Consider the following 24,729-nt stretch of genomic DNA (forward strand, 5'->3'; position numbering starts at 1 on the left):
AGGAAAACGATGGAAGAGACACTCATCAAACGGGTGATGCCTCACAGCGTGGAAGCAGAGCAGTCAGTAGTTGGTGCGATGCTGATGGACAAGGATGCCATTCTTGCAGCTTCGGAGATTATTTGCGGTGACGATTTTTACCAGAATGCGTACGGTGTAATCTTTGATTCTATGGTAGAGCTTTTTAATGAAGGCAAGCCGGTGGATCTGATCACTTTGCAGGAACGTCTGAAAGAGAAGGAAGTGCCGCCGGAGATCTCCAGTCTGGAATTTGTGCGTGATCTGGTTGCGGCAGTGCCGACATCGGCAAATGTGCGTTACTATGCGCAGATCGTATCGGATAAAGCAGTCATGCGTAAGCTGATCAAGATGAATGACGAGTTGTCGAATATCTGCTATGCGGGAAATGAACCACTGGAATCTGTGTTGGAGAAGACAGAAAAATCTGTATTTCAGCTACTTCAGAACCGGAATGCCGGAGAGTATGTGCCAATCAGACAGGTTGTTATGAATGCACTGGAGAAAGTTGAAAAAGCATCGAAGAGCAAGGGAACTGTTACGGGAATTCCGACCGGATTTATTGATCTGGATTATAAACTGTCCGGATTGCAGCCATCGGATCTCGTTCTGGTTGCGGCAAGACCTTCCATGGGTAAGACGGCGTTTGTTTTGAATATTGCACAGTACGTTGCATTTAAGAAAGATAAATGCACCGCTATTTTCAGCCTTGAGATGTCGAAGGAACAGCTGGTAAACCGACTGTTCTCGTTGGAATCACAGGTAGATGCGCAGGCACTCAGAACCGGTAATATGAAGGATTCTGACTGGGAGAAACTGATTGAAGCAGCAGGAATTATCGGGCAGTCGAATCTGATCATTGATGATACACCGAGTATTTCGATTTCAGAACTGCGGTCCAAATGCAGAAAATACAAGATGGAACACGGACTGGATTTGATCATCATTGACTACTTGCAGTTGATGAGCGGAAGTGTCGGAGGACGTTCCGAATCGAGACAGCAGGAGATTTCGGATATTTCCAGATCTTTAAAAGCGCTCGCCAGAGAGCTGAATGTGCCGGTGATCGCACTGTCACAGCTTAGCCGTGCAGTAGAACAGCGACCGGATAAGCGTCCAATGCTTTCGGATCTGCGTGAATCCGGAGCAATCGAACAGGATGCGGACGTTGTTATGTTTATTTACCGTGATGAATATTACAACAAAGATTCTGAATATAAGAAGCAGGCAGAGATTATTATTGCAAAACAAAGAAACGGCCCGGTAGGGACCGTTCATCTGGCTTGGCTCGGCGAATACACGAAGTTCGCAAATCTAAGCAGGCAGGAAAATACGCCTTAGTTTACTGACTGGACCGTGGTCTGCGGCAGCTCTCCGGAAGGATTGCTGTTGCCGGATTAGCTGGTCCAGTTTTTTAAACTCCTGTTCTTCCTGACGCTCCTTTGCATCCAGTAGGAATGACATTTCCTTACTGAACATGGAGAGCAGTACTTCGTTGTTATTTTCCAGCATCCGCTTCATATGTAACTGTTCTTTTGTGCGGCGGATATCCGGGATCAATGCTTTGAGTTCGGAAAAAGGTACTCCCTGTTCGTATAATTCTTTTACACAGTTATACAGTCTGGCATCGTCCTTTGTTTCACGTCTGAGTTGTTCCAGTGCCTTGCTCATTGTAAAACCCCCTTATTATAATAATAGAACTTCTGACGGGACAAGTATAGCATGTGCAATGTGCGAAATACGTCAAACGGTGAAAGGTGAATAAATAAAAACGAAGTTTCTTAATTACATGAAAAGAGCACTGCTCCCGGAAAATCCGGAAACAGTGCTCTTTGTTACGTTCATATGAATAACGATTAGCCCTGAGAGATAGCTCCTGTAGGACACTGAGCTGCACAAGCTCCACAGTCAACACAAGAATCAGCATTGATCTCGTAATGATCTGCTCCCTGAGAAATAGCTCCTACTGGACATTCTGCTTCGCATGCTCCACAGCTAACACATTCATCACCAATTACGTGTGCCATAGGTATGTACCTCCTTTTTATGATTGACAATTTACGTCTCTCACTATAATAATACAAATGAAAAAAATATACAAGAGGACAAAAGAAAAATCAATTCAAAAGAAAATTTAAGAAATTTTTCAACAAATTTTCAAAATTATGGTGTATAGTGTTTGTTGTTAAGATTACATCTGCATTTAATAATATGAAAAAAATGTGACAGATCAGAAGAGGGAGAGAAGAAATCATGAAAAATTTCAAAAAGATCGTTGCGTTATTGATAAGCATAACACTTCTGGCAGCAGGATGCGGTTTGCAGAAGAGTTCTTCTGAAGAGGAGAAAGAAACGACGAAGAAAGCAGAGAATAAAAAAATTACTAAAGAAGAATCTGCGCAGGCGAAGCTGGATGTGGTTAATCCGGCTGCTTACAATAATGCAAAAGGATTAAAACTGGAAAAAGGAACTTATATTTCTATTATAGGTAAGGCGAGTACCGGTGAGTACTGGAGCGAAGTAAAGAAAGGTGTAGAGAAAGCCACTGATGATATCAATGAGAATCTGGGCTATACAGGCAAAGATAAAGTGAAAATAACTTTCAATGCACCGGCGGATGCGGACGATGTAGACCAGCAGGTGAATCTTCTGGACGAAGAACTGGCGAGAGAGCCGGCGGCACTTGCAATTTCCATAGCCGATGAGCAGTCTTGTAAAGTACAGTTTGATATGGCGGCAGACAATGAGATCCCGATCGTGGCATATGACTGCGGAAGTGATTATCAGGGACTGATGGCAACGGTATCGACAGATAACACCAAGTCGGCAAAAGAAGCAGCAGATAAACTGGCAGAGGCGATGAGCAGCAAAGGAAAGGTTCTTATCCTTGCACATGATTCAAAATCCATGGCGGCAAAAGAGAGAGTTGCAGGATTCAAGGCAGAATTAAAAAAGAAATATCCGAAGATGTCAGTTGCAAACGTTTATTATATGGATAACATTGAAAAATTACAGAAAAATGTTGCTGCTGAGATCAACACTGGTACTTATGCAAGAAGTACGGACGGAGATGCAAGACTGCGTACCGGTGATGAGAAAATCAATCCGACTGATATCACAGAAGATGATATCATTGATTATTATTTGCAGAAACATCCAGATGTGTGCGGATGCTTTGCAACGAACGCGACTGCTGTAAAGACCATTGTTTCCGGCATGGACAGAACAAAAAAAGACAATGTTATGGTAGTTGGCTATGATGCAGACAAAGAAGAAATCGATATGCTCAAAAAAGGAAAAGTTGATGGCCTGGTTGTACAGAATCCATACGCAATGGGATATGCATCTGTGATCGCAGCGGCGAGATCAGCCCTTTCCATGGGAAATGAATCAGTCGTGGATACCGGATATACATGGATCACGAAGAGTAATCTGAATGATAATGAAGTTAAGAAAATGCTATATAATGAATAAAGAAAATGAACTGTGAGAGTACACAATGAAAAGTGATCGGCAGACATCATAAGATTAAGAAACGCAAGGGAGGAACAGAAAATGAACAGAGAACAGGCATATGAGATTTTACACAAATATATGAAAGGAGAGCGTTACCTTCAACATTCTTATGCAGTGGAAGCGATTATGAGAGGGCTTGCGAAGAAACTGGCTCCGGATGATGTGGAATACTGGGGAATCGCGGGACTTCTGCATGACCTGGATGAGGAACAGTGCGACTGGCAGAATGACTTGAGTGTACACGGACCGACTTCTGTGGAAATCCTGAAAAAAGAAGGTGTGGAAGATCAGGTGCTGTTTGATGCGATCTGTGCACACAATCCGAAAAGCGGAGTGAAGGCAAAGACAAATATCCAGTATGCACTTCTGGCAGCAGATCCGATGAGCGGATTTGTAAAGGCTGTAGCACAGATTTATCCGGATAAAAAAGTCGCAAGTGTAAAACATAAATCCGTGATGAAACGATTTAATGAATTGCGTTTTGCAGCAGGCGCTAACAGAGATTATATGGAAGCAATCGAATTTACAGGTCTGAGCCTGGACAATCTGATCGATGTGGCGCTGGAAGAAATGTGTGCGATTGCAGATGAACTGGGACTTTAAAACGTGACGCTTTACAGTGAAAAAGCAAGAGAAAGGTTCCGCTAAAAAAACAGGAAAAACTAGTGAAAACCCTTGACAACAGCGAGGATTCGTACTAAGATAAACAGGCGTGCATGAAAATGCATTGTGTTTTTGTGCGCCAAAGATTCATGAAAATGAAGCAGCTTATTAAAATCATAGGAGGTGAAAGAGAATGCCAACATTTAACCAGTTAGTAAAGAAGGGACGTCAGACATCTGTAAAGAAGTCTACAGCTCCAGCGCTTCAGAAAGGGTATAACTCTTTAAGAAAGAGAAGTACAGACGCATCTTCCCCACAGAAGAGAGGTGTATGTACAGCTGTTAAGACAGCAACACCGAAGAAGCCTAACTCAGCACTTAGAAAAATCGCCAGAGTTCGTCTTTCAAACGGTATTGAAGTAACAAGCTACATCCCAGGTGAAGGACACAACCTTCAGGAGCATAGCGTTGTTCTGATTCGTGGAGGAAGAGTAAAAGACCTTCCAGGTACACGTTATCACATCGTCAGAGGTACACTTGATACAGCAGGTGTAGCTAAGAGAAGACAGGCACGTTCTAAATACGGTGCTAAGAGACCAAAAGACGCTAAGAAATAAATCAAATAATTAGCGAATCTAGAAACTGTAGTCACAAACAGAACTATGATTAAGTAAGCTGCAAGGTATATAGATATGTATGCCCAGCGCTACACATGATCATTAGAAAGACACATGTGAGTACCGATGAATTAAATTATATGTTTAAGGAGGGAAGGACCGTGCCACGTAAAGGACATACTCAGAAAAGAGACGTATTAGCGGATCCGTTATACAACAATAAAGTGGTTACAAAGCTGATCAACAACATCATGCTTGATGGTAAGAAAGGCGTAGCTCAGAAGATTGTATATGGAGCATTTGAAAGAATTGCGGAAAAAGCCGATAAGCCAGCTATCGAAGTATTCGAAGAGGCTATGAACAACATCATGCCAGTACTTGAGGTAAAGGCAAGACGTATCGGTGGAGCAACATACCAGGTACCGATCGAGGTCAGAGCTGACAGAAGACAGGCTTTAGCACTTCGTTGGATCACATTGTATTCTCGTAAAAGAGGAGAAAAGACAATGGAAGAGAGACTGGCAAACGAACTTCTGGATGCAGCAAACAATACAGGCGCATCTGTAAAGAAGAAAGAAGATATGCACAAGATGGCAGAAGCAAACAAAGCATTTGCTCATTATCGTTTCTAATTATTTAGGAGGCTACAATGGCTGGAAGAGAATACCCATTAGAGAGAACCAGAAATATCGGTATCATGGCTCATATTGATGCAGGAAAGACTACACTTACAGAGCGTATTCTTTACTATACCGGTGTAAACTATAAAATTGGTGATACTCATGAAGGAACTGCTACCATGGACTGGATGGAACAGGAGCAGGAAAGAGGTATCACAATCACTTCAGCAGCTACAACTTGTCACTGGACATTGGAAGAGAATTGCAAACCGAAACCGGGCGCTTTAGAGCACCGTATCAATATCATTGATACACCGGGACACGTTGACTTTACAGTTGAGGTTGAGCGTTCACTTCGTGTACTTGACGGAGCTGTAGGTGTGTTCTGCGCAAAGGGTGGTGTTGAGCCACAGTCAGAGAACGTTTGGCGTCAGGCTGACACATATAACGTACCACGTATGGCATTCATCAATAAGATGGATATCCTTGGTGCAGATTTTTACAATGCCGTAGAGCAGATTAAGACAAGACTTGGTAAGAATGCTATCTGTCTGCAGCTGCCAATCGGTAAAGAAGATGATTTCAAGGGAATCATCGACCTGATGGAAATGAAAGCTTACATCTACAATGATGAAAAAGGTGATGACATTTCTATCGTAGATATTCCGGAAGATATGAAAGATGATGCAGAACTTTATCGTACAGAATTAGTAGAGAAGATCTGTGATCTGGATGATGATCTTATGATGGAATATCTGGAAGGAAACGAACCTTCTATCGAAGATATGAAGAAAGTTTTAAGAAAAGCTACATGTGAGTGTACAGCTGTTCCGGTATGCTGTGGATCTGCTTACAGAAACAAAGGTGTACAGAAACTGTTGGATGCTATTCTTGAATACATGCCGGCTCCGACAGACATTCCTCCAATCGAGGGTGTTGACGAAGACGGAAATGATGTTGTAAGACATTCTTCAGATGAAGAACCGTTCTCAGCACTTGCATTTAAGATTATGACAGACCCATTCGTTGGTAAACTGGCATACTTCAGAGTTTACTCTGGTACAATGAACGCAGGTTCCTATGTACTGAATGCAACAAAGAACAAAAAAGAGCGTGTGGGACGTATCCTGCAGATGCATGCTAATAAGAGAGAAGAACTTTCAAAAGTATATTCTGGAGATATTGCTGCAGCAATCGGATTTAAGTTCACTTCAACAGGTGATACAATCTGTGACGAGCAGCATCCGGTAATTCTGGAGTCCATGGAATTCCCAGAGCCGGTTATCGAGCTCGCTATCGAGCCTAAGACAAAAGCTTCTCAGGGTAAACTTGGTGAGTCTTTAGCAAAACTTGCTGAAGAAGACCCGACATTCCGTGCTCATACAGATCAGGAAACTGGTCAGACAATCATCGCCGGAATGGGTGAGCTTCACCTGGAAATCATCGTAGACAGACTTCTGCGTGAGTTTAAGGTAGAGGCTAATGTGGGCGCTCCACAGGTTGCTTACAAAGAAGCATTTACAAAAGCAGTTGACGTTGACAGCAAATATGCTAAACAGTCAGGTGGACGTGGACAGTACGGACACTGTAAAGTTAAATTTGAGCCAATGGATGTTAACGGTGAGGAGACATTCAAATTCGAATCTTCTGTAGTCGGAGGAGCTATTCCGAAAGAATACATTCCGAAGATTGGTGAAGGTATCGAAGAGGCTATGCAGTCTGGTATCCTTGGAGGATTCCCGGTTGTTGGTCTTAAGGCTAACGTATATGATGGTTCTTACCATGAAGTCGATTCAAGTGAAATGGCATTCCACATTGCCGGATCATTAGCATTCAAGGATGCTATGAAGAAGGCAGCTCCGGTACTTCTTGAGCCTATTATGAAGGTTGAAGTTACTATGCCGGAAGAGTACATGGGTGACGTTATTGGTGACATTAACTCACGTCGTGGACGTATCGAAGGAATGGATGATCTTGGCGGCGGTAAGATCGTTCATGGATATGTTCCGTTGTCCGAGATGTTCGGATATTCTACAGATCTTCGTTCCAGAACACAGGGACGTGGTAACTACTCAATGTTCTTCGAGAAATATGAACCAGTTCCGAAGTCTGTACAGGAAAAAGTATTATCCAGCAAAAACGACTAATAATCGTTAAAAAGCTTGAAAAAAGCTTGAAAAGTGCTTGAAAAACCTACTGATATGAAATATAATCAGAGATAGCCGAGCAAACGTAAATTATAAATTTGCCTTTTATGGCACTATAATAAGGAGGATTATTCAAAATGGCTAAAGCTAAATTTGAAAGAACAAAACCGCATTGTAATATCGGTACTATCGGTCACGTTGACCACGGTAAAACAACTCTTACAGCTGCTATCACAAAGACACTTGCAGCAAGAGTACCAGGAAACACAGCAGAGAACTTTGAAGATATCGATAAAGCTCCAGAAGAGAGAGAACGTGGTATCACAATTTCTACAGCTCACGTTGAGTACCAGACAGAGAAACGTCACTATGCACACGTTGACTGCCCAGGACATGCTGACTACGTAAAGAACATGATTACAGGAGCTGCTCAGATGGATGGAGCTATCCTTGTTGTAGCTGCTACTGATGGTGTTATGGCTCAGACAAGAGAACACATCCTGCTTTCTCGTCAGGTAGGTGTTCCTTACATCGTTGTATTCATGAACAAATGTGATATGGTAGATGACGAAGAACTTCTTGAATTAGTAGAGATGGAAATTCGTGAACTGTTAGACGAGTATGAGTTCCCAGGAGATGACACACCGATCATCCAGGGATCAGCTCTTAAAGCTCTTGAAGATCCTTCAGGAGAGTGGGGAGACAAGATCATGGAACTTATGGATGCTGTTGACAACTACATTCCAGACCCACAGCGTGCAACAGACCAGCCATTCCTGATGCCTGTAGAGGATGTATTCTCTATCACAGGACGTGGAACAGTTGCTACTGGTAGAGTAGAGCGTGGTGTTCTTCATGTATCTGACGAGGTTGAAATCGTTGGTATTCACGAAGAAACAAAGAAAACTGTTGTAACAGGTGTTGAGATGTTCCGTAAGCTTCTTGATGAGGCTCAGGCTGGAGATAACATCGGAGCTCTGCTTCGTGGTATCCAGAGAACTGAAATCGAAAGAGGACAGGTTCTTGTTAAACCAGGTTCAGTAACATGCCACCACAAATTCACAGCTCAGGTTTACGTTCTGACAAAAGATGAAGGTGGACGTCATACTCCATTCTTCAACAACTATCGTCCACAGTTCTACTTCAGAACAACAGACGTTACAGGTGTTTGCGAACTTCCAGAAGGTGTTGAAATGTGCATGCCTGGTGACAACGTAGAAATGACAATCGAACTGATTCACCCAGTTGCTATGGAGCAGGGACTTCGTTTCGCTATCCGTGAAGGTGGACGTACTGTAGGATCAGGACGTGTTGCTACAATCATCGAGTAATACAATCTGAATATAGATTTGTTATCGCAAGATAACGTTGTGTCCAAACGTAAGATACCCGTAGAACTTCGGTTCTACGGGTTTTTCTGTTGCCTGGAAATATATAAAAGGGCAGAAAAGAATAACGAAGAGTATAGAAAAACAGTTGCCGGGAGAGTGTCCTGACAACCGTTTGTGATAACAGAATGATAACAAAATATATAATTTTCGCAAATATGATAACAGATAAAGTGGATTTATCCACAAATCAGAGATTTGCCTGTGGATTAAGTCAGATCATATGTCTTGATCTCATTACCTTCAGTGCCCTTCTTAACGATGGTATGACAACCTATCGTAGTTCCCATAGCACGCAGTTTCCATTCTTCTTGGGTAGCGTTCAGCTTATCCAATTCTTCCTGTCTTTTATCTTCATTTTCGATAGCTAATATTTCAGCTTTTTCCTTTTCATAGACATTTTTAAATTGACACCATTTCCTGAAAAAGTCCTGCATTGTAGGATTATCGAACGTCAGTGAAATCTTCTGATCAGGCATCTCAGCAAGTGAGAGGTTCACTGAATCATCAATAGAAAACAGCAGGGAGAGCACATCTCCGACTGTTTCAATATTAAAATCCAGAAAAACACTAACATTTAATCCCAGTGCAGTTGCTATCTTTTCTAACTGATCCGGTTTTGGATTCCGAATTCCCAGTTCATATTTTCTGATCGTTCCTACGTTAATGCCGGACAGCTCGGCTAATTGTATCTGACTGTATCCTCGAAATTCCCGGAATGCCCGGATTTTTTTACCAATCATAATGCTGCCTCCTTAATAATATTTGTGCTTCTATTCTAGCACAAAAGTGAATGATACAAAAGAGCGAGATTTAACAAATTGTTGATACGAAAGCGATAGATATGGAATGGAAAAAATAAATTCGCAAATGTTTATTGACAAATTCACAAAAGTGAATTATTATAAGAGAACAATGAAAGAGTCACAAAAGTGACTGGAAAGGAGGACACTATGAGAACTAATTATATGATGACCGTTGATGATGTCATGGAAGAATTAGGTGTGAAACGCAGTAAAGCATATTCTATTCTGAAGCAGCTCAATGATGAACTGGCAAAGGAAGGATATGTAGCAGTTCGTGGAAAGATTCCACGTCCCTACTGGGAAACAAAATTTTATGGATGCTCTCAGAGAGCAGTATGAAGGAGGTTTTAAGATGTCAGCTTACAAAGACAAAACACAGGGAACCTGGTATGTGAGCTTCCGCTATATTGACTGGACAGGAAAGAAAACACAGAAGCTGAAAAGAGGATTCAAGACAAAGAAAGAAGCATTAAATTATGAAAAGGAATTCATAAGAAAAACTGCAGCGGATATGAAAATGGAGATGAACAGTTTTATTCAAGTCTATTTTGAAGATAAAAAGAATGAACTGAAAGAAAATTCAATCCGTAATAAGCAGCACATGATGAACAAACACATTGTTCCGTATTTTGGAACAAGAAAAATGAATGAGATTACACCGGCAGAGATTATCCAGTGGCAGAACACCATTCAGGAAAAAGGATACAGCAAGACTTATGAGCGTATGATTCAGAATCAGTTAAATGCACTGTTTAACCATGCACAGAAAATTTACAATCTGAAGGAAAATCCATGTAAGAAAGTAAAAAAGATGGGGAAATCGGATGCAAATAAGCTGGAATTCTGGACGAAAGCAGAATATGACAGATTTATCGTCGGGATTGAGCCGGGGAGTGAGGATTATCTGATATTTGAAATTCTGTTCTGGACAGGAATCAGGGAAGGAGAGCTTTTGGCATTGAGTCTTTCAGATTTTGATATGAGTGGAAATCTCCTGCATATCAATAAGACGTATAACCGGATCAGGAAAAGAGATGTGATTGATACTCCAAAAACAGAGAATTCAGTCCGTACCATTGATATTCCCAATTTTCTTAAGGAAGAGGTGCAGGAGTATGCGAAGAAACATTATGGATTTCCGGAAGATCAGCGGTTGTTCCCGATTGTGGCGAGAACACTGCAGAAACGTCTTAAGAAATATGAAGCACTGACCGGTGTAAAACCAATCAGAGTGCACGATATCCGTCACAGCCATGTGGCATATCTGATCTACCAGGGCGTAGAACCACTGATTATCAAGGAAAGGCTGGGGCACAAAGACATTCAGATGACATTGAACACTTATGGGCATCTGTATCCGTCACAGCAGAAAAAAGTTGCTGAGATGCTGGAAAATAAACGTTAATACGGAGGAAAAGAAGCAAATGAAAACAAAGAAAGTAGTCGGAAAAATATTTGATGCAATTAACTACAGTAAGAAGCTGAAAATAAGTTCCATTTTACCGGATCGGGATTCAGATTATGTGATTCTTCTTGAATTAGAGGACGGAAGCAAATTTGAAATCATTATTATTCCTACAAGGAGATTTGTGTAAGGAGCAAAAGCTATGACTACTGACAGACAAAAAGAAAAAGCCCAGATAAAATATCTGAGCAAGTTCTCTGATAATCAGATTCACTGATATACCATCTTGGCAGATTAAGTATATCACGAATTGAAAGATACAACAATTCCCGAATATCTGTTCATCGGAGTCTTGCTCGGAGGGGCAGGAGGTAGAAGTGACATTATTTGAACAGGTAAAAGAATGTGTGACAGCCAGACAGGCTGCGGAGCATTATGGGATTAAAGTAAAAAGAAATGGAATGGCATGTTGTCCGTTTCATAAAGACCGGCATCCAAGTATGAAGGCAGATAAAATATATCATTGCTTTGCATGTGGAGTGGGTGGCGATGCAATAGATTTTACAGCAAGGTTATTTGGAATATCACAGTATGAAGCTGCGAAAAAGCTGGTAGAAGATTTTGAACTGGATATTAAAGTTGGAAATAGAAGCAAATATGAAAGGACGCCCCGAAACAGGGCTCCCTTAAAACAAAAGCAGTCTAAAGTTGTTATGATCAGAGAAAAACTGGAACAGTGGTTGAAACATGCAACAGACGTGCTGATTAGATATCTGAAATGGATTCAGTTCTGGAAAGAGTTTTACAGACCAGAACCGGAAGAAGAATGGCACGAATTATTTACGGAGGCATTGGCAAATGAAAGAAAGATAAATGACTATCTGGACGTGCTGATGTTTGGAACAGGAGAAGAGATTGTAGAGTTTTTCAAGACGAAGAGAAGGGAGGTTGAAAAAATTGAAGAAAGAATTAACGAATATCAGCGAGGAGTCCTTGATGGAATTAGAAGATATTGTGAACGAGGAGATGCTTACAACAGAAGATGTCAATGATATGTTGGAGCATACGGATAAAGGAAGAACAAAGCAGACAATCAGAAATTGTGTAACCGTATTACAAAAAGATCCAGTGCTGAAAAAAGCGATTAAACGAAATGAGCTTTCTGGAAGAATGGACATTGTGAAAGAGGTGCCTTGGGAACGGAGAAATAACAGTCCTACGGTTACAGATACTGATGAAAATAATCTGAAAATGTATCTGGAAGAAAATTATGAACTGACAAGTGAGCGTGTGATCAAAGCAGGAGTAGATATTGTTTCCAATGAAAATAAATATCATCCAATCAGAGATTATCTGGAAAGTCTGGTCTGGGACGGGATTCCAAGAATAGAAAATATGCTTCCGCATTTCCTGGGAGCAGAAAAGAGTAAATACACAATCGGAGTAATGAAAATGCACATGCTGGCAGCGATTTCAAGAATTTATGAACCGGGAATAAAGTATGATATTATGCTTTGTCTGGTTGGAAGCCAGGGAGCCGGAAAGTCCACATTTTTCAAGTATCTGGCGATAAAAGAAGAATGGTTCAGTGACAATCTGGATCATCTGGACGATGAAAATATTTACAGAAAACTGCAGAATCACTGGATTATCGAAATGGGGGAAATGAAGGCAACTATCACAGCAAAGAATATTGAACAGATAAAATCGTTTTTGAGCAGACAGAAAGAAACTTACAAAGTACCTTATGAAGTTCACCCGGAAGACAGACCACGACAGTGTGTATTTTGTGGTACTTCAAATGATCTGAATTTCCTTCCGCTGGACAGAACCGGAAACAGACGATTTGCTCCGGTGATGACAGATATGTCGAAAGCAGAAGTTCATATTCTGGATAATGAAGCAGAGAGCAAAGCTTATATCGAACAGGCCTGGGCGGAGGCAATGGTACTGTATCGACAGGGAAATGTGTTCTTAGGATTCACAAAGGAAATTGAGGAAGAGGCAAAGCGTCTGCAAAAAGAATTTATGCCGGAAGATACCAATGCCGGAATCATACAGGCATTTCTTGATGACTACGATGACGAGTATGTATGTACCAGAATTCTGTTCGATGAAGCGCTACATCGAACCGGAGAAATGAAACAGTGGGAAGGCAAAGAGATTGCTAATATTATGAACAATGCGATTGAAGGCTGGAAACCACATGGCACACATCGGTTCGGAAAGGAATATGGAATACAGCGGTCATGGAAACGTATGGAAGATTCTGTGAAGAAAGATAAAGACGGATTTATGGAAGTACCGGAACAGTTGGAAATACCGTTTGAGTAAAGATTATTGTAAACGATGTAAACGGAACTTGATGGAAAAACTTAAAAAGTTAACTTTTAAAATCTTTTAAGCCCCGTTTACAAATTCCGTTTACAGACTGGAAAGGAGCAGAAAATGATGAAACAGGGAAGATTAAGATGTAACAGCAGCAATGGAAGATATGGATTATTATCATCAGATTTATGGATTGATACAGGATTTCACTGCGGAGAAGGACTGGAAGTGCTGGTAGATGATGAATGGGTACAGACCAGAATGGAGATGAATCTGGCAAGAGAATGGTATCTGGTGGGAACGCCTTATTGTGGAGATCTGGAATATGTGCAGGCGAGGATACCAGAATAAACAGATCTATGATCCACTTCGGTCGGTGTAGAACAGATGTCCATAAGGACGTTATGCCCCCGGCAGGGCGCAAGGGGACTTTTGATGGACGGTACGGCTGTCGAAAGTGCTTTTGCGTTACTTTTGACAAAAGTAACAAAACCGCCGTATCCGGCGAAGATTTCTTATAATCTCCATAACTGGCGTAAATACAGATTTTGTGCCATATCTGGCACTGATTTAAGAATGGGAGGTGAGAGAAAATGACAATGAAAAGGACAATAAGTGGGATGATCGGAGCTGGCTCCCTGGCACATAACAGACGTGCCTTTGTTGCAGAAAATGTTGACCGGGAAAGAGTTCATCTGAACATTAAATATTGTGATGAAAATCTGAAAACAGTCTATCACGAATTATTTGATCAGGCAGTGGAACGATACAATGAGGGAAAAAGAAATGACCGGAAGATTACAGATTATTACGAAAAGATACGTCAGGGAAAACAGGAAAAGCTGTTTCATGAAGTGATTTTTCAGATTGGAAACAGTAAAGACATGGCTGTCGGAACTGAAGAAGGAGAACTGGCTGCAAAAGTTTTGGACGAATATATGAATGATTTCCAGAAACGCAATCCTGCGTTACGGGTGTTTAACTGTTATCTCCATCTGGACGAAGCAACTCCGCATCTGCATATTGATTTTGTCCCTTATGTATCCAACTGGAAAGGAAAAGGGATGGATACCAGAGTATCGTTAAAGCAGGCAATGAAAAGTCTTGGATTCGAAGGTGAATCAAAACGAGATACGGAACTGAACCAGTGGATCAACCATGAGAAGAAAGTTCTGGCTGAGGTCATGGAGAGGCACGGAATTGAGTGGGAGAAAAAAGGAACACATGAAAAGCATCTGAATGTATATGAATTTAAGAAAAAGGAACGGATAAAAGAAGTACAGGAACTGGAGCAGGAGAAGGAATATCTGACGGCGGAAAATGAAGGACTGACCGCACAGATTGCAGAAACAAGAGATGATATACAGCATTTGAAAGAAGATAAGGCACAGGCTGTCAAAGAAAAAGAAGATGCTGAAAAGCGGGCTGAGAAGGCAGAAAAGGAATTAGAAAATCTGGAAAATCGCAGAGAACGACTGCAGCCGGTCATGGATAATGTCAGTAAGGAAATAAAAGAATACGGGACAATCAACACATTTCTTCCGGAAGCAGGTGCATTGGAGCGTGCGACAACTTACCGGGACAAGAAGATTAAACCACTGTTTATTCAGATGAAAAACAAGATTGCTGCAATGGCTGCTCAGGTCAAAGAACTTACAAGAGAACGTGATGCCTGGAGAAATAAGTTTCAGAAGAAAAAGAAAGAGTATGAGGACACGAAAGAAGAACTGCAGGCAGTCCAACAGGATAAAAAGGAACTGACTAAGGAGAAAGACATACTTCAAGACCTGGCAGGTCGATACCATCGGATTGTGCGTGTACTGGGGAATGATATGGTGGAGGATATTGTCCAGAGAGATATTCAGAACCAGAAAATCCTGGAAGAAAAACGCCGGATGGAGCAAATGCCACAGGGAAGTATTAAGGAAAGAATGGCATGGGCTGAGGAAAAACGAAGAATGGAAAATCAGCAACGTAAGAAAAACAGAACAAAGAACAGAGAAATGGAGTTGTAAGGATATGAAAAAGCATATTTATGATGAAAAGAATGGATTAAGTTACACACTGCATGGAGATTATTATCTGCCGGATCTTGTGATCAACGAGGATGAACCGACATATGGAAAATATGGAATGTTGCGGAAACAGTTTCTGAAAGAGCACAGACCGGCAAGATATCAGTATTTACTGATGACCGGAAAGCTGACAGAGCATCTGAATGTAGTAGATCAGGAAGCCAGAGAGCAGGTAGAGATATTGATGAAACAGATATCAAAACAGTTGGTGGTCACCGAGGAATTGAAGAGTAAAAATCAAATGGAGTGGGTTAGGAAGATGAATAATATAAAGAGTGCTGCGGAAGAGATTGTGCTTCAGGAATTGATTTATATGTAATGATAATATACAAAAATTAAAGTTGGATATATTACGAAAAGGACACGTTGATTGAAAAAACGTGTCTTTTTTCTTTGGGCAAAGAATTGAATAGTAGTCGTTAGTTTGATACAATAAAATGGATTATACGGTATTGAAGGTGAAGGATTATGCCGACGAAAGAGCCACGTTTTCATGGCGAAGTTACGGAAAAAAGTCATAAAAACATGAGTAAGATACGTGGAAAAGATACAAGCATAGAAATCGTTTTAAGAAAGGCTTTATGGCATAAAGGATATCGCTATCGGAAGAATTATAAAGGCTTGCCAGGAAGACCGGATATTGTTTTGACAAAGTATCGTATTGTGATTTTTTGTGATAGTGAGTTCTTCCATGGTAAGGATTGGGAAATATTAAAGCCTAAGTTGGAAAAAGGTAAAAATCCAGATTATTGGGTTAAGAAAATAGAACGTAATATCCAGAGAGATGAAGAAAAGGACCAACAATTGAATTTTATGGGATGGACGGTAGTGCATTTCTGGGGGAAGGATATTTTAAAAGATACAGATCAGTGTATTAAAGTGATTGAAGAGATTATATTTGATCAGAAACTGGAAGAAGTAGACGATGAAGAGGAAATATAAATGATGAACTATTTGAAGGAATACGATGAAACGGATCCTATCTCAATAGAAACATATGCAAAGCAGTTGATTGGGAAAACATTTGTGGATGTATGTAAGCAGGACGATATCACGAAAGCGATGGTTGTCAGAGAGACGACGAATTATGAAGTAAAACATGAGAACAAGAAACGAAAAGGCGGATTGGGGGAAATAATAGAAGAGAGATTCTTCCATTATCAAACCAATAATGACGCACGTCCAGATTTTGATAAAGCAGGTGTGGAACTTAAAGTAACGCCATATAAGAAAAACAAAAATGGTACATTAGTAGCAAAAGAGCGATTGATATTGACAATGATAGATTATTTTTCGGTTGTTGATGAAACATTTGAAGATAGTCATATGTGGCAAAAGGCTCGATTGATTTTATTAGTGTATTACTTGTATCAACAAGAGATTAAGAACCGATTGGATTATCGTATTGACTATGTGAAATTATTTGCACCGCCGGAACAAGATATCAAAATCATAGAGCATGATTTTGAAGTCATCGTTGAGAAAATCAGAAACGGAAAGGCACATGAATTATCTGAAGGAGATACGCTATATCTTGGAGCGGCACCAAAGGCTGCAACATCGAAAGATAGAAGAAAACAACCCTTCAGTGATGAATTAGCAAAACCACGGGCTTTTGCGTTCAAAAATTCATACATGACATATGTCCTTAACAATTATATTATTCCAGGAAAGAATACCTATGAGCCAATCATTAAAGAAAATGCAGAAGATTCTTTTGAAGATTATGTTGTGCGAAGAATAGATGCTTATTATGCTTGGTCAGTTAGTGATTTATGCGATACATTTCACATTGAGTATCAGAAGAAGCCGAAAAGCCTGGAAGCAATGTTGGCATATCGGATGTTAGGAATAAAGGGAAATCATGCGGAAGAATTTGAAAAAGCAAATGTTGTAGTTAAAACCATACGTATTGAGAAAAACAACAAGATAAAGGAAAATATGTCATTCCCAACTTTTAAATTTAAAGAGTTGGTTAAGGAAGATTGGGATGACTCCACATTTGGAAACTATTTGCGTGAAACAAGATTCCTTTTTGTTGTATATAAGTATGATCAACAGGGAGAACTTCGGCTGAAAGGATGTCAGTTCTGGAATATTCCTTATGATGATTTGGAAGGTAATGTAAAATCAGTATGGGAAAAAACACAGAAGGTGCTTCGAGAAGGTCTTGAGATAGAACGGAGAAATGGAAAGAATTATAATAACTTTCCGAAATCCAAAGAGAACCCGGTATGCCATGTAAGGCCACATGCACAGAATTCAAAAGATACATATGAGCTTCCTGATGGAAGACAGTATCCGAAACAGTGTTTTTGGTTAAATAATAGTTATATTTTGTCGCAGTTGGATGATCGATTCAAGGAGGAATAGTATGGCAGGCTTTATTTTTTCTATATATAAAGAAGAGAATATTGAAGGCGTAAAGAAGTGTATTAGGCAAGGAGTATATGCATCAAAAGTACCAAATGATAAACTTTCAGTACAGGAAAATGAAAGTTCAGGTAATAAAAGTAAACAAGTTATGGCAGCGGTATTGGCAGATTATTGTTCGATGCAGGCTGGTGATAATGTGTATTTTTTGTCTGATAGACGTATTTATGGAGTGGGAAAACTGGTTAATGTTGGAATAGATTGTAAATATAAAAATTTTTTGGATGCAAATATTTTTGAAAGAAAAGAAAAAGTAGTAGAAGCAGATCAACCATTAATGCAATTAGGACCAGAATATAGGTGGTTATGTCTCTTTGAGCCAGATCAACAGTTTTTTGCAGAAGGTGTTGATATGGATGAGGTACTGTCATATAGACCATCAGCGTTCAGAATGTTGAGAGCTTTTCAAGATGTTACTTTTATAAAGATAGATGATGAAGAAAATAGAGCTTTAAAAGAATGTATTTATTTAAAGAACAGAGACAAACAGAAGTATTTTGAATACAGTACATCAGAACATGAACGGATTTTACGATTCGATTTGGAGAAATATCGTATTAATCCTGAAGAAACTATAATAAAAGAATTTAATTATGAAAAAAATGAAATAAATACTGAAATGTTGCTAGAGGCCTGGATGATAGATTTTATTTCAAAAAATGGATTTGAAGGTGAAAAGTATGATTATGTTACACATCAGGTTATAGCTTCTCCATTTAAGCCATTGGCATATATTGATAAAATGGATATTTTTGCATACAGATATTTGGAGGATTTCCCGGATACAGAAAAACCAATAGAAAAATATATGGTTATAGAGCTAAAAAAAAGAAAGGCAACGAAGGACTTTCCTTTACAATTAATGAGATATGTTGATTGGATTAGTAGAGAGTATGCTGCAGGAGATTATTCTTTAATAAAGGCGGTTGGTATTGCAAAAGGTTATCCTAAGGGAATGCAAAAAACTCTAGACGAACAGTGTAAAAGAAGTTATTTGTCAGATTTGCATCCTAATACAACATCTCAATGGAATGATTTATGTTTATATGAATATTCTATGAACCAAGAAAATCAGCTAGAAATTAGGAAGAGTAATATTTATGATGCAATTTTTGAACTGAAAGAAAGACTTTCTGATATTGGTTTGAAGTATAATACTAGTAAAATTCAAATAAATGGAGAGGTATATTCACCTAAATTTAAAATACAATCAAAAAAGTGGGCTTTTTTTGATGGATTAGATGAAGAAAAAAGAATTATACTCAGTAAAAATAAGTGGAGAGCCATTGATATTTGCGGAATAAAAAATAGAGCGGATGTAAATCAACTTATTTTAGAATTATTTAAATAAGGATCTTTACAAAAACAATAAAATAAGATATTATATGTAAAGAACGATTGTTCGAATAAGAAAAGAAGAGGTAGGAAAAGTGAAGAAAACAGTTTGCGAATTGTTTGCCGGAGTAGGTGGCTTTAGATGTGGACTTAATAATATAAGAACAGCGGAAGATTATGGTAAAGAAGAAAAATGGGATACAGTTTGGTTTAGTCAGTGGGAGCCGGCAGAGAAAAGTACACAGTACGCACATGACTGTTATGTATATCGATTTGGAACAAGATTAGATAAAAATGGTGAAGATACTACTAACTACAATATTGAAGATGTAGATAAAACAACACTTCCAGATTTTAATTTGTTGGTCGGAGGATTTCCGTGCCAGGATTATTCAGTAGCCTCTTCATTGGCTACGTCTAAAGGACTTGAAGGGAAAAAAGGAATTTTATGGTGGTCAATACGTGAGACATTGGAAGCAAAGAAACCACCATTTGTATTATTAGAAAATGTAGACAGATTATTGAAATCCCCAGCTAAACAAAGAGGTAGAGATTTTGGTGTGATTCTTGCATGTTTTAGAGATGAAGGTTACACCGTAGAATGGCGAGTGATTAATGCTGCGGAATATGGATATCAGCAGAGAAGACGCCGAACATTTATTTTTGCTTATAAAAATGATACAAAATATGCGAATAGAATTTTGAAAGAAATTCAGTATACTGGGAAATTGGAAGAAGATAAAAAAATAGAATGTATGGAAAAGGCAGTTTTGGAAAATGGATTTTTCGCAGAAACATTTTCAGTAAATAAAGCGGAAAATGCTAAGATGAAAGTTAAGGAATTGCCAGCAGAAGTGGGAGAAGTATCAGATACATTTCAATGTGCGTTTGAAAATTCGGGAATAATGAAGGACGGAATAATCTATACAATAAAAACTGTACCGAATTATCATGGAAAACAAATAACATTAGGAGATGTTATGGAGACTGGAGAAGTCGAAGAGCAGTACTTCATTCCAGAAGAAAAATTGTATTATACAGATCCGTCTGTGACACATAGTGATGAAACAGAGCAACGTCTTCCAAAAGAAGATAGACAGACATGGCAGTATCTGAAAGGGGCAAAAAAATTGTTGCGTACAAGCTCTACTGATCATGAATATGTTTTCTCTGAAGGTGCGATTTCTATGATTGATCAGGAAGACAAGCCAGCACGTACAATGCTCACATCAGAAGGTGGATTTAGTAGAACTACGCATATTGTGAAAGACAAGATGACTGGAAGAGTAAGATTACTCACAGCCACAGAAGCAGAACGTATTCAGGGATTTCCTACGGATCATACGAAATATTGCCTGGTTAAGGGTGAAACAGTGGAAATGCCATTGAGAAAACGCAGATTTATGATGGGAAATGCGTTGGTAGTTAATTTGGTTGAGGATATGGAGAAGACGTTGGATAACATATTCGATGAAGAATGATGTGTTTACACTATTTAAAAAAGTTATTTCTGCAAAAGAGGTATTTAGATGAACGATAAGACTGTTTATTCTTATATAAATGATATTGCGCAACGGTTAAAAAATCCAAGAAAATATGGTGATGTTTCGTTAATGATTGGAGCTGGATTTTCAAAAAATGCACAAAGCAAAGGTATGGCAAGTATACAGCCGCCAAATTGGAGTGAACTTGCAGAAAAAATGTACGAGGAATTATATCCGGAACCATTAGAAGTACAAGAAAAAGAAGCATGGAATAAACAAAGGACTATAAAGACATCTGGAAAAAATGTCACAAAGCTGGCAGATGAATATATTGCTAATTTTGATAGAAATAAAATAAATAATTTAATAGAACAATCTATTGCAGACGAAATGTTTGTCCCTGGAGAATTGCACAAAAGGCTTTTAAAATTACATTGGTCAGATATTTTTACGACAAATTATGATACGTTGTTGGAACAGACAGTAGATATGATTTATCGTGAGAATAATTATGAAATTGTATATTCTCAAAACGATTTGCCAGGAAGTATAAAGCCACGAATAATTAAGTTGCATGGTAGTATTCCTCAAGTAAAACCATATATAATAAGCGATGAAGATTATAGAACATATCCAGATAAATATTCAGCATTAGTTAATACCGTACAGCAGGCGATGCTTGAAACTAGATTATGTTTACTAGGATTTTCCGGGGATGACCCAAACTTTCAAAGTTGGCTTGGGTGGCTGCGAGATAATATGGGTGAATATTGTCCTACGATTTATTTAATTGGTTTATATGAAAAACTCAGTGCACCAGAGAAAAAGTTGTTGGAAAATAAAGGGATTACTATAGTAGATATTTCTGGATTAGTATCTAAACAGGAAGAAAATCGACATTATCAAGCAATTTCGGAATTTGTTGGTTTGTTAGAACAAAATCAAAGTGAAAAAGATATTTATTCAGAAAGACCGTACCAGAAAGTGGATATGTTTTGGCAACCTACAGATACGGAAAAAGAAGAATATCTTAAAAAATTAAATAACTATTCATATAAAATCGAAAAGCTGATAGAGCCTTATATTTTGTTGCCAGATGAAAAAAGAGTTCAATATGCTGATTACTTTTCGGAACATTTTAGTATAATGTTGAAATTGGTTCATAATCAGGAAAAAGTGCCGGAGAAGATAATTTCAACTATTATAAAAATATTAAGGAAATGTCTGGTTATTTTGGAAGATAAAAATGCTGAATACTTAGAAGAAATGTTAAGTGAAAAAAACTTACAGATAGAAACTATATGTGAAACATTATTGTATTTAGCAGAAATGTATCGGATTGATGGAAAAAAAGAGTTATATAAAGCTTGCATGGAAAGATGCGAGGTGCATTGTAATAAAATTCCATACTACAAAAATGAATTCATTATTGAAAAAACGAAAAACTATATTTCGTTATTTAATTATGAGGAAGCAAAGGGACTGGTTGAAAAAATAGAAACACCGTCATTTGAGTATAAAATAAAAAAAGCAGCCTTGTATAAACAATTGTCAAAGAATGATATTGCAGACAAGATATTAAGTGAGTGTTCGGCGGAATTGGCGCAGATGAAATTGTCGGATGAAATATATGCTTCATACTTGGGATATCTAAATTTGTGCTACAGAATTGGAAATTGGGAAATAGCAGAGAAATATTCTGACAATAACTATTATGCTAATTCATATAATACAAGACGAATTATTGTTAAGCAAAGAGAAAAATTGCAGCAAGTTTTCTTTGAAAAAGATAGAAAAAAAGAAGAAAGAATAGTGCCATTTAGTCTTAATTCAAATAAGAGTGTTACAATATATTATTCAGGAGAAAATCCTTGTTACAAAAATTCTTTTGTTTTTATACTTGGAGTAGATAGATTGTGCTTGCCGATGTTTTCGGATCAAGCAAGACTGCTTCCACGTGTGTATGATGAGATAATGAATTCGAGTGAATATACTTATTGGAAGATGTCATTGGCTGTTAGGACAGATCAAGAAAAAGTTATAAATCAGATTTTTACACGGAAAACGCTTTTAAATATAACTGATTCAGAAAAACAGTGCCTTTTTGAAAAATTGATTGATGTTGTAAAACTGTATACAGAGAAAGATAGATATGATAAAAAAAAGTATTTTGTATCAGTGAAGAATATCTTAAATATATTATCGCGTTTAGTGGTGTTTATAGATGATGCAAATATAATTACTTTTTTGGAAATACTAAGTAGATTCAGCAAAAAGGAAGATTCGTTTATAGTTGGAGATATAAAAAAGATTTTACAGATAATTTCAACCAGATTTAACGGAAATATTGCAAATGCTTGTCAGAATATTATTTTCTCTGAGTTTGATGTGCGATATCATTTGGCTAGTTACTTTGATGATGTAGCATTTGAAATTTTTGAAGAAGATATGGAAGTTTTTTATGAAAAAGCTCTTTGCATGAGTTCAAGTGAAAATATATCTGAAAGAGACAATGGATTAGCTTGTTTATTAGTATTATGGAATAATAAACCGTTAGAAAAATATCGAAATGATATTGTAACAGTCTTTTGGAAAAATAACAAAGATGCTTTGCCGATGACAGAACTGTATTATTCATTTATTTGGGAGGGCCTACCACATCCAGAGTCGGTCGAGTTTTCAAAATTATATTTTACATATTTGATGAAGACAAAATATGTAGAAAGTGTAACCCAAACTGGACACGAAATAAATAATTCATATGCAAGTGTTCGGGATTATTTTAGTTTCTTTTATTCAACATCGGAAATTTCGGTGAGAGAATGTAATAAGGTGATTTTAAATAAAGAACTTGCAAATACAATTTTGACTCGTTCATATGATTTCATAATTCATGAAAAAAGCTTACTGGAAGATAATCTTATGGGAGAAAAAGACGATTGTGAAAATAAATTTCTAGTAATTGAAGAACTTGTTGCACTTGTTTATTGTGAGGCAATAAAAAATCAGTTGATTACAGAAATATATCCATTGATTAAAAAAATTAAGATAGCATTATCAGATTGTCAAATTAGTACAATTGCAATTGATATGCTAGAAATGGTCGAGAAAAATGAAGTTGAAGAATGCGTAGATTTGTTCGAAAATATTATTTTAACGAAAAATAAAAAGCTTTATTCAAGTGCATTTACAGGAATACAATGTTTGGTATTTTTAAAAGAAAATTGCATTCAAAATGTATCGTTTGAAAAATTTTTTAGCTCAATAAAATATTTAGATATAGAGTATTCAAAAACATTGTGGATTCATTTGACACCATTGCTCAGGCAACCTTTTTTTGCTAAGGAAGAAACTCAGAGATATATTACAGTATCTATCAGTAAGTGTATAGACATATATGAAGATTTAGCAAGTCAAGGTGAACGGTATTATTTGGATGGCTTATACAATTGTGTGGAGGCATTACATCAGTATTATAAAAGTGTTAAGACAACTGGAACAGAAGAAACAGACGAATTAAAACAATGTGTTGATAAGGTCAAGAAAATAAAAAATTATGAGATAGCAAATATTTGGTCTTACGAATAGCATGATATGATAACACCATGATAACAAAATCCCCAAAAACCACATGGACACAGCGGAAAATCTGGATTTTCCCCCACAAATCACATGAAAAATCACCATTTGCACACTGCAATACACCGGTCTGATATCGTGAAGGTGGACGTACTGTAGGATCAGGACGTGTTGCTACAATCATCGAGTAATATACGCGAAAGCAATGAATAAAGCGCCAATCAAGGCGATAAAAAAAAAGACTGCAAGCTTGCTTGTAGTCTCTTTTTTTATCGCTTTGGAAGTGGGCATTTTACGAATGTCCGCGAACGAACGACGAAGTCGTGAGATTGGCGCATATACAATAGATTTGTTATCGCAAGATAACGTTGTGTCC

Annotated in this window: 23 protein-coding genes; 20 read left to right on the forward strand and 3 right to left on the reverse strand. The window is 38.2% G+C overall.

Annotation, left to right across the window (positions count from 1 at the left end; all coding sequences use genetic code 11):
* The first annotated feature begins 9 nt into the window (after positions 1 to 9).
* Entirely contained in the window at positions 10 to 1,359 is a 1,350-nt protein-coding gene (dnaB, locus tag DW125_RS06760; protein WP_021861472.1) for a replicative DNA helicase, read from the forward strand.
* Here dnaB and DW125_RS06765 read toward each other — a convergent pair.
* Complete coding sequence (locus DW125_RS06765; protein ID WP_021861471.1) at positions 1,333 to 1,689, reverse strand: hypothetical protein; 357 nt, start codon at positions 1,687 to 1,689, stop codon at positions 1,333 to 1,335. The two genes, dnaB and DW125_RS06765, sit on opposite strands and share 27 nt — an antisense overlap.
* Positions 1,690 to 1,874: 185 nt before the next feature.
* The gene (locus tag DW125_RS06770; protein ID WP_021861470.1) at positions 1,875 to 2,045 is read right to left on the reverse strand and encodes a DUF362 domain-containing protein; all 171 of its coding nucleotides are present in this window, start codon (positions 2,043 to 2,045) and stop codon (positions 1,875 to 1,877) included.
* A 226-nt stretch (positions 2,046 to 2,271) separates the two neighbouring features.
* Here DW125_RS06770 and DW125_RS06775 point away from each other — a divergent pair, with 226 nt between their 5' ends.
* The 6 genes from DW125_RS06775 (at position 2,272) to tuf (ending at position 8,851) form a co-directional block, all read left to right on the forward strand.
* The gene (locus tag DW125_RS06775; protein WP_117537562.1) at positions 2,272 to 3,492 is read left to right on the forward strand and encodes a substrate-binding domain-containing protein; all 1,221 of its coding nucleotides are present in this window, start codon (positions 2,272 to 2,274) and stop codon (positions 3,490 to 3,492) included.
* Between the two features lie 81 nt (positions 3,493 to 3,573).
* Positions 3,574 to 4,137 (forward strand): HD domain-containing protein, encoded by a 564-nt coding sequence (locus DW125_RS06780; RefSeq protein WP_021861468.1) that lies wholly within the window; start codon positions 3,574 to 3,576, stop codon positions 4,135 to 4,137.
* A gap of 193 nt (positions 4,138 to 4,330) precedes the next feature.
* On the forward strand, positions 4,331 to 4,753 hold the full coding sequence (gene rpsL / locus DW125_RS06785; RefSeq protein ID WP_021861467.1) for a 30S ribosomal protein S12: 423 nt from the start codon (positions 4,331 to 4,333) through the stop codon (positions 4,751 to 4,753).
* A gap of 161 nt (positions 4,754 to 4,914) precedes the next feature.
* A complete protein-coding gene (rpsG, locus tag DW125_RS06790; RefSeq protein ID WP_021861466.1) occupies positions 4,915 to 5,385 on the forward strand; it encodes a 30S ribosomal protein S7 in 471 nt (156 codons plus the stop codon).
* Between the two features lie 17 nt (positions 5,386 to 5,402).
* Positions 5,403 to 7,520, forward strand: a complete 2,118-nt coding sequence (fusA, locus tag DW125_RS06795) for an elongation factor G (protein ID WP_117537564.1) — start codon at positions 5,403 to 5,405, stop codon at positions 7,518 to 7,520.
* A 137-nt stretch (positions 7,521 to 7,657) separates the two neighbouring features.
* Positions 7,658 to 8,851, forward strand: a complete 1,194-nt coding sequence (tuf, locus tag DW125_RS06800; protein ID WP_117537566.1) for an elongation factor Tu — start codon at positions 7,658 to 7,660, stop codon at positions 8,849 to 8,851.
* Positions 8,852 to 9,117: 266 nt separating this feature from the next.
* Here tuf and DW125_RS06805 read toward each other — a convergent pair whose 3' ends face one another.
* Positions 9,118 to 9,651, reverse strand: coding sequence for a helix-turn-helix domain-containing protein (locus DW125_RS06805; RefSeq protein ID WP_117537568.1), 534 nt, complete (start codon positions 9,649 to 9,651; stop codon positions 9,118 to 9,120).
* Between the two features lie 210 nt (positions 9,652 to 9,861).
* Here DW125_RS06805 and DW125_RS06810 point away from each other — a divergent pair, with 210 nt between their 5' ends.
* From DW125_RS06810 to DW125_RS06870, 13 genes are all read left to right on the forward strand, one after another.
* Entirely contained in the window at positions 9,862 to 10,053 is a 192-nt protein-coding gene (locus DW125_RS06810; protein WP_009243123.1) for a helix-turn-helix domain-containing protein, read from the forward strand.
* Between the two features lie 13 nt (positions 10,054 to 10,066).
* Positions 10,067 to 11,119, forward strand: a complete 1,053-nt coding sequence (locus DW125_RS06815) for a site-specific integrase (RefSeq protein ID WP_117537570.1) — start codon at positions 10,067 to 10,069, stop codon at positions 11,117 to 11,119.
* Between the two features lie 19 nt (positions 11,120 to 11,138).
* Positions 11,139 to 11,309: a hypothetical protein gene (locus DW125_RS14085; protein ID WP_009243121.1), complete on the forward strand. Its 171-nt coding sequence runs from the start codon at positions 11,139 to 11,141 to the stop codon at positions 11,307 to 11,309.
* Between the two features lie 187 nt (positions 11,310 to 11,496).
* Positions 11,497 to 12,171 carry a CHC2 zinc finger domain-containing protein gene (locus DW125_RS06820; protein ID WP_117537572.1) on the forward strand — a complete coding sequence of 225 codons (675 nt, stop codon included), beginning with the start codon at positions 11,497 to 11,499 and terminating at the stop codon, positions 12,169 to 12,171.
* Entirely contained in the window at positions 12,116 to 13,453 is a 1,338-nt protein-coding gene (locus DW125_RS06825; protein WP_117537574.1) for a virulence-associated E family protein, read from the forward strand. Before DW125_RS06820 ends, DW125_RS06825 begins: the two co-directional genes overlap by 56 nt.
* A gap of 117 nt (positions 13,454 to 13,570) precedes the next feature.
* The gene (locus DW125_RS06830) at positions 13,571 to 13,798 is read left to right on the forward strand and encodes a DUF5348 domain-containing protein (protein ID WP_117537576.1); all 228 of its coding nucleotides are present in this window, start codon (positions 13,571 to 13,573) and stop codon (positions 13,796 to 13,798) included.
* Between the two features lie 242 nt (positions 13,799 to 14,040).
* The gene (locus DW125_RS06840) at positions 14,041 to 15,462 is read left to right on the forward strand and encodes a plasmid recombination protein (RefSeq protein WP_117537578.1); all 1,422 of its coding nucleotides are present in this window, start codon (positions 14,041 to 14,043) and stop codon (positions 15,460 to 15,462) included.
* Positions 15,463 to 15,466: 4 nt separating this feature from the next.
* Positions 15,467 to 15,841, forward strand: a complete 375-nt coding sequence (locus tag DW125_RS06845; RefSeq protein WP_117537580.1) for a TnpV protein — start codon at positions 15,467 to 15,469, stop codon at positions 15,839 to 15,841.
* Positions 15,842 to 15,990: 149 nt separating this feature from the next.
* A complete protein-coding gene (locus tag DW125_RS06850) occupies positions 15,991 to 16,464 on the forward strand; it encodes a very short patch repair endonuclease (RefSeq protein ID WP_117537582.1) in 474 nt (157 codons plus the stop codon).
* Positions 16,465 to 17,895: a Sau3AI family type II restriction endonuclease gene (locus tag DW125_RS06855; protein WP_330411831.1), complete on the forward strand. Its 1,431-nt coding sequence runs from the start codon at positions 16,465 to 16,467 to the stop codon at positions 17,893 to 17,895. It begins immediately after the preceding gene.
* A gap of 1 nt (position 17,896) precedes the next feature.
* A complete protein-coding gene (locus tag DW125_RS06860) occupies positions 17,897 to 19,306 on the forward strand; it encodes a hypothetical protein (protein ID WP_117537584.1) in 1,410 nt (469 codons plus the stop codon).
* A 79-nt stretch (positions 19,307 to 19,385) separates the two neighbouring features.
* Positions 19,386 to 20,771, forward strand: coding sequence for a DNA (cytosine-5-)-methyltransferase (gene dcm / locus DW125_RS06865; protein WP_117537586.1), 1,386 nt, complete (start codon positions 19,386 to 19,388; stop codon positions 20,769 to 20,771).
* Positions 20,772 to 20,819: 48 nt separating this feature from the next.
* Entirely contained in the window at positions 20,820 to 24,362 is a 3,543-nt protein-coding gene (locus DW125_RS06870) for an SIR2 family NAD-dependent protein deacylase (RefSeq protein ID WP_117537588.1), read from the forward strand.
* The last annotated feature ends 367 nt before the right edge of the window (positions 24,363 to 24,729 follow it).

It is taken from the genome of Dorea sp. AM10-31, assembly GCF_003435815.1.
In the GTDB taxonomy this organism is placed as follows: Bacteria; Bacillota; Clostridia; order Lachnospirales; family Lachnospiraceae; genus Dorea_D; species Dorea_D hominis.